12 protein-coding genes and 8 pseudogenes are annotated in these 15217 nt (G+C 58.3%); 10 read left to right on the forward strand and 10 right to left on the reverse strand.

What is annotated here, in order from left to right:
- Nucleotides 1-125: 125 nt before the first annotated feature.
- Nucleotides 126-905 (reverse strand): annotated as a pseudogene (gene intI1 / locus L6963_RS11445) (class 1 integron integrase IntI1); the annotation flags it as partial.
- 145 nt (nucleotides 906-1050) lie between these two features.
- On the opposite strand from intI1, the pseudogene L6963_RS11450 reads away from it, so the two are divergent.
- From L6963_RS11450 to L6963_RS11465, 4 genes and pseudogenes are all read left to right on the forward strand, one after another.
- Nucleotides 1051-1889 (forward strand): annotated as a pseudogene (locus L6963_RS11450) (AadA family aminoglycoside 3''-O-nucleotidyltransferase).
- Between the two features lie 116 nt (nucleotides 1890-2005).
- A complete protein-coding gene (locus tag L6963_RS11455) occupies nucleotides 2006-2353 on the forward strand; it encodes a quaternary ammonium compound efflux SMR transporter QacE delta 1 (protein ID WP_000679427.1) in 348 nt (115 codons plus the stop codon).
- Nucleotides 2347-3186 (forward strand): sulfonamide-resistant dihydropteroate synthase Sul1, encoded by an 840-nt coding sequence (sul1, locus tag L6963_RS11460; protein WP_000259031.1) that lies wholly within the window; start codon nucleotides 2347-2349, stop codon nucleotides 3184-3186. The genes L6963_RS11455 and sul1 overlap by 7 nt, the downstream gene beginning before the upstream one ends.
- 127 nt (nucleotides 3187-3313) lie before the next feature.
- Nucleotides 3314-3805 (forward strand): annotated as a pseudogene (locus tag L6963_RS11465) (GNAT family N-acetyltransferase); the annotation flags it as partial.
- Here the strand turns inward: L6963_RS11465 and L6963_RS11470 are convergent.
- Nucleotides 3797-4687: pseudogene (locus L6963_RS11470) on the reverse strand (IS481-like element IS5564 family transposase); the annotation flags it as partial. The pseudogenes L6963_RS11465 and L6963_RS11470 overlap by 9 nt on opposite strands.
- A 39-nt stretch (nucleotides 4688-4726) precedes the next feature.
- Nucleotides 4727-6226, reverse strand: a pseudogene (locus L6963_RS11475) (Tn3 family transposase); the annotation flags it as partial.
- A gap of 85 nt (nucleotides 6227-6311) precedes the next feature.
- Between L6963_RS11475 and L6963_RS11480 the strand changes: the two are divergent.
- Nucleotides 6312-7064, forward strand: coding sequence for an IS6 family transposase (locus tag L6963_RS11480; protein ID WP_000602738.1), 753 nt, complete (start codon nucleotides 6312-6314; stop codon nucleotides 7062-7064).
- 62 nt (nucleotides 7065-7126) lie between these two features.
- Here L6963_RS11480 and L6963_RS11945 read toward each other — a convergent pair.
- From L6963_RS11945 to aac(3)-IVa, 3 genes and pseudogenes are all read right to left on the reverse strand, one after another.
- Nucleotides 7127-7480, reverse strand: a pseudogene (locus L6963_RS11945) (AAC(3) family N-acetyltransferase); the annotation flags it as partial.
- A gap of 5 nt (nucleotides 7481-7485) precedes the next feature.
- Nucleotides 7486-8511: an aminoglycoside O-phosphotransferase APH(4)-Ia gene (gene aph(4)-Ia / locus L6963_RS11485; RefSeq protein WP_000742814.1), complete on the reverse strand. Its 1026-nt coding sequence runs from the start codon at nucleotides 8509-8511 to the stop codon at nucleotides 7486-7488.
- A 228-nt stretch (nucleotides 8512-8739) separates the two neighbouring features.
- Entirely contained in the window at nucleotides 8740-9516 is a 777-nt protein-coding gene (aac(3)-IVa, locus tag L6963_RS11490) for an aminoglycoside N-acetyltransferase AAC(3)-IVa (protein ID WP_001199192.1), read from the reverse strand.
- A gap of 113 nt (nucleotides 9517-9629) precedes the next feature.
- Between aac(3)-IVa and L6963_RS11495 the strand changes: the two genes are divergently transcribed.
- From L6963_RS11495 to L6963_RS11510, 4 genes and pseudogenes are all read left to right on the forward strand, one after another.
- Complete coding sequence (locus L6963_RS11495) at nucleotides 9630-10334, forward strand: IS6-like element IS26 family transposase (protein ID WP_001067855.1); 705 nt, start codon at nucleotides 9630-9632, stop codon at nucleotides 10332-10334.
- A gap of 5 nt (nucleotides 10335-10339) precedes the next feature.
- Nucleotides 10340-10708, forward strand: coding sequence for a recombinase family protein (locus L6963_RS11500; protein ID WP_012360778.1), 369 nt, complete (start codon nucleotides 10340-10342; stop codon nucleotides 10706-10708).
- Nucleotides 10709-10773: 65 nt separating this feature from the next.
- Nucleotides 10774-11576 (forward strand): annotated as a pseudogene (aph(3'')-Ib, locus tag L6963_RS11505) (aminoglycoside O-phosphotransferase APH(3'')-Ib).
- Complete coding sequence (locus L6963_RS11510) at nucleotides 11576-12412, forward strand: aminoglycoside O-phosphotransferase APH(6)-Id (RefSeq protein WP_000480968.1); 837 nt, start codon at nucleotides 11576-11578, stop codon at nucleotides 12410-12412. The pseudogene aph(3'')-Ib and the gene L6963_RS11510 overlap by 1 nt, the downstream one beginning before the upstream one ends.
- A gap of 105 nt (nucleotides 12413-12517) precedes the next feature.
- On the opposite strand, the pseudogene L6963_RS11515 reads toward L6963_RS11510, so the two are convergent.
- The 3 genes and pseudogenes from L6963_RS11515 to L6963_RS11950 form a co-directional block, all read right to left on the reverse strand.
- Nucleotides 12518-12616: pseudogene (locus L6963_RS11515) on the reverse strand (IS481 family transposase); the annotation flags it as partial.
- Entirely contained in the window at nucleotides 12616-13791 is a 1176-nt protein-coding gene (gene cmx, locus L6963_RS11520; RefSeq protein WP_005297378.1) for a chloramphenicol efflux MFS transporter Cmx, read from the reverse strand. The pseudogene L6963_RS11515 and the gene cmx, both read right to left, overlap by 1 nt.
- A 21-nt stretch (nucleotides 13792-13812) precedes the next feature.
- Complete coding sequence (locus L6963_RS11950; protein WP_011113070.1) at nucleotides 13813-13866, reverse strand: chloramphenicol resistance leader peptide; 54 nt, start codon at nucleotides 13864-13866, stop codon at nucleotides 13813-13815.
- A gap of 223 nt (nucleotides 13867-14089) precedes the next feature.
- Here L6963_RS11950 and L6963_RS11525 point away from each other — a divergent pair, with 223 nt between their 5' ends.
- Complete coding sequence (locus L6963_RS11525) at nucleotides 14090-14869, forward strand: transposase family protein (protein WP_237225469.1); 780 nt, start codon at nucleotides 14090-14092, stop codon at nucleotides 14867-14869.
- Between the two features lie 96 nt (nucleotides 14870-14965).
- On the opposite strand, the gene L6963_RS11530 is transcribed toward L6963_RS11525, so the two are convergent.
- A partial coding sequence (locus L6963_RS11530; RefSeq protein WP_237197868.1) for a hypothetical protein occupies nucleotides 14966-15217 on the reverse strand: 252 nt, incomplete at its 5' end.

Consider the following 15217-nt stretch of genomic DNA (forward strand, 5'->3'; position numbering starts at 1 on the left):
TTGGCATTGGGCCCTCGGCGCTGACGGAGGCCATGGGCATGCTCAACCACCATTTCGCAGCAGCCGCCTGATCGGCGCAGAGCGACAGCCTACCTCTGACTGCCGCCAATCTTTGCAACAGAGCCGGCGCGCTGAAAGGTCTGGTCATACATGTGATGGCGACGCACGACACCGCTCCGTGGATCGGTCGAATGCGTGTGCTGCGCAAAAACCCAGAACCACGGCCAGGAATGCCCGGCGCGCGGATACTTCCGCTCAAGGGCGTCGGGAAGCGCAACGCCGCTGCGGCCCTCGGCCTGGTCCTTCAGCCACCATGCCCGTGCACGCGACAGCTGCTCGCGCAGGCTGGGTGCCAAGCTCTCGGGTAACATCAAGGCCCGATCCTTGGAGCCCTTGCCCTCCCGCACGATGATCGTGCCGTGATCGAAATCCAGATCCTTGACCCGCAGTTGCAAACCCTCACTGATCCGCATGCCCGTTCCATACAGAAGCTGGGCGAACAAACGATGCTCGCCTTCCAGAAAACCGAGGATGCGAACCACTTCATCCGGGGTCAGCACCACCGGCAAGCGCCGCGACGGCCGAGGTCTTCCGATCTCCTGAAGCCAGGGCAGATCCGTGCACAGCACCTTGCCGTAGAAGAACAGCAAGGCCGCCAATGCCTGACGATGCGTGGAGACCGAAACCTTGCGCTCGTTCGCCAGCCAGGACAGAAATGCCTCGACTTCGCTGCTGCCCAAGGTTGCCGGGTGACGCACACCGTGGAAACGGATGAAGGCACGAACCCAGTTGACATAAGCCTGTTCGGTTCGTAAACTGTAATGCAAGTAGCGTATGCGCTCACGCAACTGGTCCAGAACCTTGACCGAACGCAGCGGTGGTAACGGCGCAGTGGCGGTTTTCATGGCTTGTTATGACTGTTTTTTTGTACAGTCTATGCCTCGGGCATCCAAGCAGCAAGCGCGTTACGCCGTGGGTCGATGTTTGATGTTATGGAGCAGCAACGATGTTACGCAGCAGGGCAGTCGCCCTAAAACAAAGTTAGACATCATGAGTAACGCAGTACCCGCCGAGATTTCGGTACAGCTATCACTGGCTCTCAACGCCATCGAGCGTCATCTGGAATCAACGTTGCTGGCCGTGCATTTGTACGGCTCTGCACTGGACGGTGGCCTGAAGCCATACAGTGATATTGATTTGCTGGTTACTGTGGCTGCACAGCTCGATGAGACTGTCCGACAAGCCCTGGTCGTAGATCTCTTGGAAATTTCTGCCTCCCCTGGCCAAAGTGAGGCTCTCCGCGCCTTGGAAGTTACCATCGTCGTGCATGGTGATGTTGTCCCTTGGCGTTATCCGGCCAGACGGGAACTGCAATTCGGGGAGTGGCAGCGTAAGGACATTCTTGCGGGTATCTTCGAGCCAGCCATGATCGACATTGATCTAGCTATCCTGCTTACAAAAGCAAGAGAACATAGCGTTGCCTTGGTAGGTCCGGCAGCGGAGGAATTCTTTGACCCGGTTCCTGAACAGGATCTATTCGAGGCGCTGAGGGAAACCTTGAAGCTATGGAACTCGCAGCCCGACTGGGCCGGCGATGAGCGAAATGTAGTGCTTACGTTGTCCCGCATTTGGTACAGCGCAATAACCGGCAAAATCGCGCCGAAGGATGTCGCTGCCGACTGGGCAATAAAACGCCTACCTGCCCAGTATCAGCCCGTCTTACTTGAAGCTAAGCAAGCTTATCTGGGACAAAAAGAAGATCACTTGGCCTCACGCGCAGATCACTTGGAAGAATTTATTCGCTTTGTGAAAGGCGAGATCATCAAGTCAGTTGGTAAATGATGTCTAACAATTCGTTCAAGCCGACCGCGCTACGCGCGGCGGCTTAACTCCGGCGTTAGATGCACTAAGCACATAATTGCTCACAGCCAAACTATCAGGTCAAGTCTGCTTTTATTATTTTTAAGCGTGCATAATAAGCCCTACACAAATTGGGAGATATATCATGAAAGGCTGGCTTTTTCTTGTTATCGCAATAGTTGGCGAAGTAATCGCAACATCCGCATTAAAATCTAGCGAGGGCTTTACTAAGCTTGCCCCTTCCGCCGTTGTCATAATCGGTTATGGCATCGCATTTTATTTTCTTTCTCTGGTTCTGAAATCCATCCCTGTCGGTGTTGCTTATGCAGTATGGTCGGGACTCGGCGTCGTCATAATTACAGCCATTGCCTGGTTGCTTCATGGGCAAAAGCTTGATGCGTGGGGCTTTGTAGGTATGGGGCTCATAATTGCTGCCTTTTTGCTCGCCCGATCCCCATCGTGGAAGTCGCTGCGGAGGCCGACGCCATGGTGACGGTGTTCGGCATTCTGAATCTCACCGAGGACTCCTTCTTCGATGAGAGCCGGCGGCTAGACCCCGCCGGCGCTGTCACCGCGGCGATCGAAATGCTGCGAGTCGGATCAGACGTCGTGGATGTCGGACCGGCCGCCAGCCATCCGGACGCGAGGCCTGTATCGCCGGCCGATGAGATCAGACGTATTGCGCCGCTCTTAGACGCCCTGTCCGATCAGATGCACCGTGTTTCAATCGACAGCTTCCAACCGGAAACCCAGCGCTATGCGCTCAAGCGCGGCGTGGGCTACCTGAACGATATCCAAGGATTTCCTGACCCTGCGCTCTATCCCGATATTGCTGAGGCGGACTGCAGGCTGGTGGTTATGCACTCAGCGCAGCGGGATGGCATCGCCACCCGCACCGGTCACCTTCGACCCGAAGACGCGCTCGACGAGATTGTGCGGTTCTTCGAGGCGCGGGTTTCCGCCTTGCGACGGAGCGGGGTCGCTGCCGACCGGCTCATCCTCGATCCGGGGATGGGATTTTTCTTGAGCCCCGCACCGGAAACATCGCTGCACGTGCTGTCGAACCTTCAAAAGCTGAAGTCGGCGTTGGGGCTTCCGCTATTGGTCTCGGTGTCGCGGAAATCCTTCTTGGGCGCCACCGTTGGCCTTCCTGTAAAGGATCTGGGTCCAGCGAGCCTTGCGGCGGAACTTCACGCGATCGGCAATGGCGCTGACTACGTCCGCACCCACGCGCCTGGAGATCTGCGAAGCGCAATCACCTTCTCGGAAACCCTCGCGAAATTTCGCAGTCGCGACGCCAGAGACCGAGGGTTAGATCATGCCTAGCATTCACCTTCCGGCCGCCCGCTAGCGGACCCTGGTCAGGTTCCGCGAAGGTGGGCGCAGACATGCTGGGCTCGTCAGGATCAAACTGCACTATGAGGCGGCGGTTCATACCGCGCCAGGGGAGCGAATGGACAGCGAGGAGCCTCCGAACGTTCGGGTCGCCTGCTCGGGTGATATCGACGAGGTTGTGCGGCTGATGCACGACGCTGCGGCGTGGATGTCCGCCAAGGGAACGCCCGCCTGGGACGTCGCGCGGATCGACCGGACATTCGCGGAGACCTTCGTCCTGAGATCCGAGCTCCTAGTCGCGAGTTGCAGCGACGGCATCGTCGGCTGTTGCACCTTGTCGGCCGAGGATCCCGAGTTCTGGCCCGACGCCCTCAAGGGGGAGGCCGCATATCTGCACAAGCTCGCGGTGCGACGGACACATGCGGGCCGGGGTGTCAGCTCCGCGCTGATCGAGGCTTGCCGCCATGCCGCGCGAACGCAGGGGTGCGCCAAGCTGCGGCTCGACTGCCACCCGAACCTGCGTGGCCTATACGAGCGGCTCGGATTCACCCACGTCGACACTTTCAATCCCGGCTGGGATCCAACCTTCATCGCAGAACGCCTAGATGTGATGTCCAGGGACGTTGTTGAGTCGGTCGAAGGGTACGCCGCCAATCGCAGAGTGGTGTCGGTGGTGGTTGTAGAAGTGGAGCCAGCCGGGCAGCGCCAGGCGTCGTTCGGCCTCTGAACCGTAAAACCTGGCATAGGCCCAGCCGTCCCCGAGCGTGCGGTGGAATCGCTCGATCTTCCCGTTCGTCTGCGGCCGGTAGGGGCGTGTCCGCTTGTGTCGGATGCCGAGCCGAGCGCAGAAGTCCCTCCATGCGTGGGATCTGTATGCCGACCCGTTGTCGGATAGGACTCGCTCGACGGTCACGCCTCGTTCGGCGAACCAGGCCACGGCGCGTTCGAGAACTCCCACCGCTGTGCTCGCCTGCTCATCCGACCAGATTTCTGCGTATGCGACGCGGGAGTGGTCGTCGATGACTGTGTGAACGAACGCCGTCCCGGTGCGCGGCTTGTGATCTTTTCCTCGTGGTAATCCCGGAGTCGCGAGCTTGTTCCGTGCGCCTTGCTGCCGACCTACGTAACGATGTCCACCGCCGTCGGGGATGTTGCCGAACTTCGTGACATCGACATGAATCAACGATCCCGGATGAGGATGCTCATATCGCCGCAATGGCTCGCCAGTGACACGATCGATATGCGAGAGGCGGTTCACGCGGCAACGGACGAGGACCGCGTGAACAGTCGACGTCGAGAGACCAAGTCGCGCAGCGATCTGGGCTGGCCCCAGTCGAAGCCGCCAGCGCAGGTTGATGATCTTCTTCTTGACATGCTCGGGCGTCCTGCCTGGGATCCGGTGCGGCTTGCTGGAGCGATCCTGCATCCCAAACTCACCCTCTTCCCGGTAGCGGCCTGCCCATTTCCGGGCAGTGATCGGGGAGACCATGAACATCTTGGGGTCGTTTGCGGGAGGGGGCGGAATCCTACGCTAAGGCTTTGGCCAGCGATATTCTCCGGTGAGATTGATGTGTTCCCATCCGAGCGGCGAAACATGGGCCAAGAGATCGGGCGATAGCAGCTTTCCATCGCGTTTCTGGTTTGCAACGACCTCGCCGAGCTTCATGGTGTTCCAGAAGATGATGATGGCGGCGAGCAGATTCATGCCGGCGATGCGGTAATGCTGGCCTTCGGCGGAACGGTCGCGGATTTCACCGCGGCGGTGGAAGCTGATTGCCCGCTTCAGCGCATGATGAGCTTCGCCTTTGTTGAGCCCGATCTGGGCACGCCGTTGGAGTTCGGCATCCAGAATCCAGTCGATCATGAACAGGGTGCGCTCGACGCGACCGACTTCCCGCAGGGCTGTCGCGAGCTCGTTCTGCCGCGGATAGGAGGCGAGTTTCCGCAGAATCTGGCTTGGCGCGACGGTCCCGGCAGCAATGGTGGCGGCGATGCGCAGGATGTCGGGCCAATTGCGCTCGATCATGGCTTGGTTGACCTTTCCGCCGATCAACGCTCGCAGGTGCGCCGGGGCGGCCGACGGATTGAACGCGTAGAGCCGTTTGGATGGCAGGTCGCGGATGCGCGGAGCGAACCGGTAGCCGAGAATGGCACATGCGGCAAAGACGTGATCGGTGAAGCCGCCCGTGTCGGTGAACTGCTCGCGGATATGGCGTCCAGCATCGTTCATCAGCAGGCCATCGAGGATGTAAGGCGCTTCGCTTGCCGTTGCAGGAATCACCTGGGTTGCGAACGGCGCATATTGGTCGGAGACGTGGCTATAGGCTTTCAGGCCCGGGGTATTGCCATATTTCGCGTTGACCAGGTTCATGGCCTCACCTTGCTCTGTAGCGACGAAGAACTGTCCGTCGCTCGAAGCCGACGTGCCCATGCCCCAGAACCGGGCCATGGGTAACGCTGCCTGTGCCTCGACCACCATGGCCAGCGCCCGGTCATAGGCTTCGCCCTCGACATGCCACCGTCCAATGCGGATCAATTCCCAGAAGGTGTGGGTGTTTGTCGCATCCGCCATTTTGCGCAAGCCGAGGTTGATCCCTTCCGCCAAGATAACGTTCATTAGCCCGATCCGGTCAGCGCAGGGTGCTCCTGTGCGCAGATGGGTGAACGCTTCGGTGAAGCCGGTCGCCGCATCCACCTCCAGCAGGAGATCGGTGATGCGCGTGGGCGGGATCTGCTTGTAGAGATCGAGCACCAGATCTTCGGCGCCTGTCGGCGCGGCGGCTTCGAGTTTCTCGATATGCAGAACGCCGTTTTCAATCGACCCGCCCGGGATCGTGCCTGCGCGAGCGGCACGGCCAAGCTCGCGCAACCGCATGTCGAGGCGAGCTTGCCGGTCTGCCAGCCATTCCTCCGGCCGCAATGGCACAGCGAGACGACCGCCTTCCGCGATGGATTGTGCCGGAACGAGTGCGTGTTTCAGATCGCCATAGCGCCGGGACCTAGTAAGCCAGACATCTCCGGAGCGGAACGCATGGCCTTGTCGCAAATTCTTCAGGTTAACTCGATGTTGACCATGGGGAGAGAAGTTGCCGCTCCTGATATTGCGGAGCGAGCCGATGATTTTGAATACCATTGCCGAAAAGCTGAAGCGCCAGTCGAAGGATGATTTCAAGGGCAGGCATTTCGAGGCCTGGCTGATTGTACAGGCGGTTGCCTGGTACTTGCGCTACCCGCTCAGCTATCGTGACTTGGAAGAGATGTTTCGCGAGCGGGGCTTCGAGGTCGATCATAGCACGATCAACCGCTGGGTATTGGCTTATGCACCTGTCATCGAGAAACGGCTGCGGCAGTTTCGTCGACCCCATTGCGGCTCGGTCCGGATTGATGAGACCTATGTCAAGATCCGCGGCAAATGGCGCTATCTGTACCGAGCCATCGATAAGCATGGCAATCCGGTGGATTTCCTGCTGACCGCTAAGCGCGATCTCGACGCTGCCAAGCGGTTCTTCCGAAAGATGCTTAAAGATGAACCCTTGTTGTCGCCGAACAGGATTGGGACGGACGGGGCCAACACCTTCCCGTCAACGATCAAAACGTCGGTTGATGATGGGCTTCTCCATCCCGATCCCGTGCATTATGTGACCAAACATCTCCAGCAGGGGATTGAGAGCGACCATTTCCGGGTGAAGAAGAACATGCCGAAGATCGGCGGTTTCCAATCCTTTAACACGGCGCGGCGAACCATCGCGGGTTTCGAGGCGATGCTGTGGCTGCGGAAGGGCTTTGGCTTTTCAGGCGGCTGGACCGTCAATGACCAGAATGATTTGCTTGCGCGCCTCTTCGGACTGCAAAAGGTTAACAAAGCATGAAAATACCGGCCTTGGCTGGGTGATAGCTGCCTCCAAAAGTGTTTGCGACACGCCCGGAACAATTCAGCCACTGCACCCATGTTCCGAGTTGGTGTGGTTTGCGGATCGTATGCCGGCATCTCGTTGCGCAAGATCTGCACCCAATCGGCAGGCACGGGCGGCGATCTCCAATCTGCGGGATCAGTCAGATCACCCGAGTGCGTGGGCATGACAATCGTGCCCTGGGGACCAACACAATCCAGAAGGGCCTGAATCACTGCGACCGGCCCTCCCGCGACCCAGCCGAGCGAGCTTAGCGAACTGTGGACGAGAACTGTGCCACCAAGCGTAAGGCCGTTCTCTCGCATTTGCCTTGCTAGGCTCGCGCGAGTTGCTGGCTGAGGCGTTCTCGAAATCAGCTCTTGTTCGGTCGGCATCTACTCTATTCCTTTGCCCTCGGACGAGTGCTGGGGCGTCGGTTTCCACTATCGGCGAGTACTTCTACACAGCCATCGGTCCAGACGGCCGCGCTTCTGCGGGCGATTTGTGTACGCCCGACAGTCCCGGCTCCGGATCGGACGATTGCGTCGCATCGACCCTGCGCCCAAGCTGCATCATCGAAATTGCCGTCAACCAAGCTCTGATAGAGTTGGTCAAGACCAATGCGGAGCATATACGCCCGGAGCCGCGGCGATCCTGCAAGCTCCGGATGCCTCCGCTCGAAGTAGCGCGTCTGCTGCTCCATACAAGCCAACCACGGCCTCCAGAAGAAGATGTTGGCGACCTCGTATTGGGAATCCCCGAACATCGCCTCGCTCCAGTCAATGACCGCTGTTATGCGGCCATTGTCCGTCAGGACATTGTTGGAGCCGAAATCCGCGTGCACGAGGTGCCGGACTTCGGGGCAGTCCTCGGCCCAAAGCATCAGCTCATCGAGAGCCTGCGCGACGGACGCACTGACGGTGTCGTCCATCACAGTTTGCCAGTGATACACATGGGGATCAGCAATCGCGCATATGAAATCACGCCATGTAGTGTATTGACCGATTCCTTGCGGTCCGAATGGGCCGAACCCGCTCGTCTGGCTAAGATCGGCCGCAGCGATCGCATCCATGGCCTCCGCGACCGGCTGCAGAACAGCGGGCAGTTCGGTTTCAGGCAGGTCTTGCAACGTGACACCCTGTGCACGGCGGGAGATGCAATAGGTCAGGCTCTCGCTGAATTCCCCAATGTCAAGCACTTCCGGAATCGGGAGCGCGGCCGATGCAAAGTGCCGATAAACATAACGATCTTTGTAGAAACCATCGGCGCAGCTATTTACCCGCAGGACATATCCACGCCCTCCTACATCGAAGCTGAAAGCACGAGATTCTTCGCCCTCCGAGAGCTGCATCAGGTCGGAGACGCTGTCGAACTTTTCGATCAGAAACTTCTCGACAGACGTCGCGGTGAGTTCAGGCTTTTTCATATCTCATTGCCCCCGGACGAGCGTCTGCTCCGCCATTCGCCGTCCGCCGTGCCAATCGGATCAGCCGTCCAAATGCGGGATTTTCGTTAGTCGGAGGCCAAACGGCATTGAGCGTCAGCATATCATCAGCGAGCTGAAGAAAGACAATCCCCGATCCGCTCCACGTGTTGCCCCAGCAATCAGCGCGACCTTGCCCCTCCAACGTCATCTCGTTCTCCGCTCATGAGCTCAGCCAATCGACTGGCGAGCGGCATCGCATTCTTCGCATCCCGCCTCTGGCGGATGCAGGAAGATCAACGGATCTCGGCCCAGTTGACCCAGGGCTGTCGCCACAATGTCGCGGGAGCGGATCAACCGAGCAAAGGCATGACCGACTGGACCTTCCTTCTGAAGGCTCTTCTCCTTGAGCCACCTGTCCGCCAAGGCAAAGCGCTCACAGCAGTGGTCATTCTCGAGATAATCGACGCGTACCAACTTGCCATCCTGAAGAATGGTGCAGTGTCTCGGCACCCCATAGGGAACCTTTGCCATCAACTCGGCAAGATGCAGCGTCGTGTTGGCATCGTGTCCCACGCCGAGGAGAAGTACCTGCCCATCGAGTTCATGGACACGGGCGACCGGGCTTGCAGGCGAGTGAGGTGGCAGGGGCAATGGATCAGAGATGATCTGCTCTGCCTGTGGCCCCGCTGCCGCAAAGGCAAATGGATGGGCGCTGCGCTTTACATTTGGCAGGCGCCAGAATGTGTCAGAGACAACTCCAAGGTCCGGTGTAACGGGCGACGTGGCAGGATCGAACGGCTCGTCGTCCAGACCTGACCACGAGGGCATGACGAGCGTCCCTCCCGGACCCAGCGCAGCACGCAGGGCCTCGATCAGTCCAAGTGGCCCATCTTCGAGGGGCCGGACGCTACGGAAGGAGCTGTGGACCAGCAGCACACCGCCGGGGGTAACCCCAAGGTTGAGAAGCTGACCGATGAGCTCGGCTTTTCGCCATTCGTATTGCACGACATTGCACTCCACCGCTGATGACATCAGTCGATCATAGCACGATCAACGGCACTGTTGCAAATAGTCGGTGGTGATAAACTTATCATCCCCTTTTGCTGATGGAGCTGCACATGAACCCATTCAAAGGCCGGCATTTTCAGCGTGACATCATTCTGTGGGCCGTACGCTGGTACTGCAAATACGGCATCAGTTACCGTGAGCTGCAGGAGATGCTGGCTGAACGCGGAGTGAATGTCGATCACTCCACGATTTACCGCTGGGTTCAGCGTTATGCGCCTGAAATGGAAAAACGGCTGCGCTGGTACTGGCGTAACCCTTCCGATCTTTGCCCGTGGCACATGGATGAAACCTACGTGAAGGTCAATGGCCGCTGGGCGTATCTGTACCGGGCCGTCGACAGCCGGGGCCGCACTGTCGATTTTTATCTCTCCTCCCGTCGTAACAGCAAAGCTGCATACCGGTTTCTGGGTAAAATCCTCAACAACGTGAAGAAGTGGCAGATCCCGCGATTCATCAACACGGATAAAGCGCCCGCCTATGGTCGCGCGCTTGCTCTGCTCAAACGCGAAGGCCGGTGCCCGTCTGACGTTGAACACCGACAGATTAAGTACCGGAACAACGTGATTGAATGCGATCATGGCAAACTGAAACGGATAATCGGCGCCACGCTGGGATTTAAATCCATGAAGACGGCTTACGCCACCATCAAAGGTATTGAGGTGATGCGTGCACTACGCAAAGGCCAGGCCTCAGCATTTTATTATGGTGATCCCCTGGGCGAAATGCGCCTGGTAAGCAGAGTTTTTGAAATGTAAGGCCTTTGAATAAGACAAAAGGCTGCCTCATCGCTAACTTTGCAACAGTGCCCGCTCAGATCGACACCACGACTGCGTCCGGTCGCATGGTGTTCGGAATCTTCGCCACCTTGGCCGAGTTCGAGCGGGATCTGATCCGAGAGCGCACCATGGCGGGTCTCGCCTCCGCGAGAGCGCGCGGTCGCAAGGGCGGACGAAAATTCGCGCTCACCAAAGCTCAGGTGCGTCTCGCGCAAGCCGCCATGGCCCAGCGCGATACTTCAGTTTCCGATCTCTGCAAGGAACTCGGCATCGAGCGCGTCACTCTCTACCGATATGTCGGTCCCAAAGGCGAGCTCAGAGACCATGGAAAGCATGTTCTCGGACTTACGTAGCAACTCGTTTCTTTTCGCAGGTTGAGCCACCTCCGCGCTTCATCAGAAAACTGAAGGAACCTCCATTGAATCGAACTAATATTTTTTTGGTGAATCGCATTCTGACTGGTTGCCTGTCAGAGGCGGAGAATCTGGTGATTTTGTTTTTCGACGTGGTGACGGGCATGCCTTCGCGAAAATCGCACCTGCTTCCCGCCGCGGTGAGCTCGCTGGAGAGCGTGACCGCCTCATTTGGCTCAAAGGTCGAGGTGTGGCTTGCCCCGAGGTGATCAACTGGCAGGAGGAACAGGAGGGTGCATGCTTGGTGATAACGGCAATTCCGGGAGTACCGGCGGCTGATCTGTCTGGAGCGGATTTGCTCAAAGCGTGGCCGTCAATGGGGCAGCAACTTGGCGCTGTTCACAGCCTATCGGTTGATCAATGTCCGTTTGAGCGCAGGCTGTCGCGAATGTTCGGACGCGCCGTTGATGTGGTGTCCCGCAATGCCGTCAATCCCGACTTCTTACCGGACGAGGACAAGAGTACGCCGCAGCTCGATCTTTTGGCTCGTGTCGAACGAGAGCTACCGGTGCGGCTCGACCAAGAGCGCACCGATATGGTTGTTTGCCATGGTGATCCCTGCATGCCGAACTTCATGGTGGACCCTAAAACTCTTCAATGCACGGGTCTGATCGACCTTGGGCGGCTCGGAACAGCAGATCGCTATGCCGATTTGGCACTCATGATTGCTAACGCCGAAGAGAACTGGGCAGCGCCAGATGAAGCAGAGCGCGCCTTCGCTGTCCTATTCAATGTATTGGGGATCGAAGCCCCCGACCGCGAACGCCTTGCCTTCTATCTGCGATTGGACCCTCTGACTTGGGGTTGATGTTCATGCCGCCTGTTTTTCCTGCTCATTGGCACGTTTCGCAACCTGTTCTCATTGCGGACACCTTTTCCAGCCTCGTTTGGAAAGTTTCATTGCCAGACGGGACTCCTGCAATCGTCAAGGGATTGAAACCTATAGAAGACATTGCTGATGAACTGCGCGGGGCCGACTATCTGGTATGGCGCAATGGGAGGGGAGCAGTCCGGTTGCTCGGTCGTGAGAACAATCTGATGTTGCTCGAATATGCCGGGGAGCGAATGCTCTCTCACATCGTTGCCGAGCACGGCGACTACCAGGCGACCGAAATTGCAGCGGAACTAATGGCGAAGCTGTATGCCGCATCTGAGGAACCCCTGCCTTCTGCCCTTCTCCCGATCCGGGATCGCTTTGCAGCTTTGTTTCAGCGGGCGCGCGATGATCAAAACGCAGGTTGTCAAACTGACTACGTCCACGCGGCGATTATAGCCGATCAAATGATGAGCAATGCCTCGGAACTGCGTGGGCTACATGGCGATCTGCATCATGAAAACATCATGTTCTCCAGTCGCGGCTGGCTGGTGATAGATCCCGTCGGTCTGGTCGGTGAAGTGGGCTTTGGCGCCGCCAATATGTTCTACGATCCGGCTGACAGAGACGACCTTTGTCTCGATCCTAGACGCATTGCACAGATGGCGGACGCATTCTCTCGTGCGCTGGACGTCGATCCGCGTCGCCTGCTCGACCAGGCGTACGCTTATGGGTGCCTTTCCGCAGCTTGGAACGCGGATGGAGAAGAGGAGCAACGCGATCTAGCTATCGCGGCCGCGATCAAGCAGGTGCGACAGACGTCATACTAGATATCAAGCGACTTCTCCTATCCCCTGGGAACACATCAATCTTACCGGAGAATATCGTTGGCCAAAGCCTTAGCGTAGGATTTCGCCCTCTCCCGCAAACGACCCCATCTTTGCGGCGATCGTGGCCGGATAGCCGTCTTCGACAATCAGCCGAGCTAACCGGAGACGGGCACGAGGAGTGAGAAGAGCGTTCGGATGGGTCATCAATTGGCCTCCGCCGCGGTCTTCGTAAGCGCGCGTCTGGTGAGAAGCATGATGACGAGAGCGATCGCTGTCAGCACCGAAGCGACCCAAACCGGCGCGAGCAGCCCCAGCCCGGTCGCGAGCCCGAGCGCACCAAGCACGGGCCCCGCTGCAGCTCCGATATTCAATGCTGCGGTTGCGTACGAACCGCCCATCGTTGGCGCACCCGATGCTGCATACAGCACACGCGTGATCAGAGTACTGCCGACGCCGAACGACAGGAATCCCTGAACGAGGACGAGGACGATAAGCGCAACGGGATGAGATGCGACCACTGCCAACACGATCCAGCCTGTCAGCAATAGCGGTCCGCCGACTGCGAGCACGAGGCCAGGTCGTTGATCTGATAGTCGTCCTGCGATCGTGACGCCAAGGAACGATCCGATGCCGAACATCACCAGCGCGACGGACACCCACGCTTCGGCCAAGCCCGCGGTCTCGGTCACGATGGGTGCCAGGAAGGTGAATGCCGCAAAGGTCCCTCCGTTGATCAGCGCTCCGAGTGCCATGGCCAGGATGAGCCGCGGCGTCGCCAACTGGCTGAGCTCGACACGGAGCCTTGGTGAGGTCGCGCTAGTCTCGCTCCGACCAACATTGTTCGTGACGCCACGAATGACTCCAACGGCCGCGGGAATACAGAGGATGGCGATCGCCCAGAACGTCGTTCGCCAGCCCAGCGCTGTGCCGAGCAGTGCCCCGGCGGGGACGCCCACGACGGTTGCGATCGTCGTGCCGGAGAGCAGGATCGACAGTGCACGCCCCTTCTGGTTCGCTGGCACGAGGGTAGTGGCCGTGCTCAGTGCTACGGCGAGGAATCCTGCGTTTGCGAGAGCGCTGAGCACCCGGGTGATGAGCAGGAGAGAGAACACTGGTGTCATCGCTCCGATGACGTGGCTTCCCGCGAACACGAGAAGGCAAACGATCAATGTGAGCCGCGGTGGCCAACGGCGAGCGAATGCCGCCATCACTGGCGCGCCGACGACCATACCGACTGCGAATGCGGAGGTCAGCAGGCCCGCAGTGCCGACCGAGACGTCAAGTTCGGTCGCGATCGCGGGGAGCAATCCCGCGAGCATGAATTCTGAAGTGCCCATGACGAAGACCGCCAGGGCAAGCATGTAGAGGGCAAAAGGCATCGAGTACTCCGAGGTGTGAGATCAAGAAATGGTTCTTCTTGTCACCACGGCCAGCGCCCCGGGTACGCCAGACATACGCCCACACAGATCGTGGGCGTCGTAACTAGTGGTTCAAGGGGCTGGCGGTGTGACCGACAACCCCTGACCTGTCTGATTCGGGACTCGACATGCCCCAAACTCTAACATGCCTTGAGGCTTATTCAAAAATCCAACCCACCAACTAGACAACGGCCCCACCACACGGCAACCTAGAGGATAAAACGCCAGTAATATTCTCAGCACCGCACCGGAGGAACCGTTGCACCACCACCGTACCACCGGCCTGACCCCAACCCAATTCGCCACACTGCTCACTGTCCTCAAAAACCACACCACCTGGACACCCATCAACAGAGGTAGACCACCAGCACTAACCCTCGACCAAGCCCTCAAAATCACCCTGCTCTACCACCGCCATAACCTCACCGAAGAACTCCTCGCAGAACTTTTTGCTGTCTCTCAATCGACAGTCTCACGAGCTATCAACACCATCGAAAAGGCCCTGAAGAAGATTCTCACTCCGCTGACTCAGCCTTTGAAAGAAAGCCTTAAAGTACCAGGATCTTTGGTCATCGATGGGACCCTGATACCCACGTGGAATTGGCGTTCACTTGGTAAAACAAATTTCTCTGGAAAGCACAAACGAGCCGGATTCAACCACCAAGTCATCTGCACCCTAGATGGCAGACTCCTAGCCATCACTGACCCGTTGCCTGGGGCTAGGCATGATGCATATGCCTTCAAGGTTCACGGGCTAGATCAGCTGCTGGATTCCTCGACTCTGGCTGATAAGGGCTATGTGGGTCTGGGGTTGGCTACCCCGGCCAGGCGTAAGCCGGGCCAACGGCTGAGCCGGGAGCAGAAGCGGAATAACCGGGTGCTGAATCGGCTACGGTCGGTGGTGGAGCGGGTTATCGCGCACATCAAGACTTGGCGGATTCTTCATACGGGGTTTAGGCGGCCGTTAGGGTTGTATGGGCGGGTGTTTTCGGTGGTGCGGGGGTTGGTGTTTTTGGCTGCGGGTGGGACTTTTGAATAAGCCTCCTTCAATGGCAAGCGGTCTGGACAGATACTTCTTGAATCGGCACGGTGTCATTACGGGCGGGGGCCAGAACAACGTCCCTGGACATCACACCTAGAACTCGAAATCTAACGTCCGTTCGGGCATCGAGGTCCATGTCGGGGTGGGACGGGCCCGTGGCTTCAAGATCACTTGCAGTCCGACCGCGATGTCTTGGTTGCGCGAGAGGTTGTCGATATGGCTCTGTTGCAAAAATCGTGAAGCTTGAGCATGCTTGGCGGAGATTGGACGGACGGAACGATGACGGATTTCAAGTGGCGCCATTTCCAGGGTGATGTGATCCTGTGGGCGGTGCGCTGGTATTGT

The organism is Rothia nasimurium (genome assembly GCF_928392795.1).
Classification (GTDB): Bacteria; Actinomycetota; Actinomycetes; order Actinomycetales; family Micrococcaceae; genus Rothia; species Rothia nasimurium_F.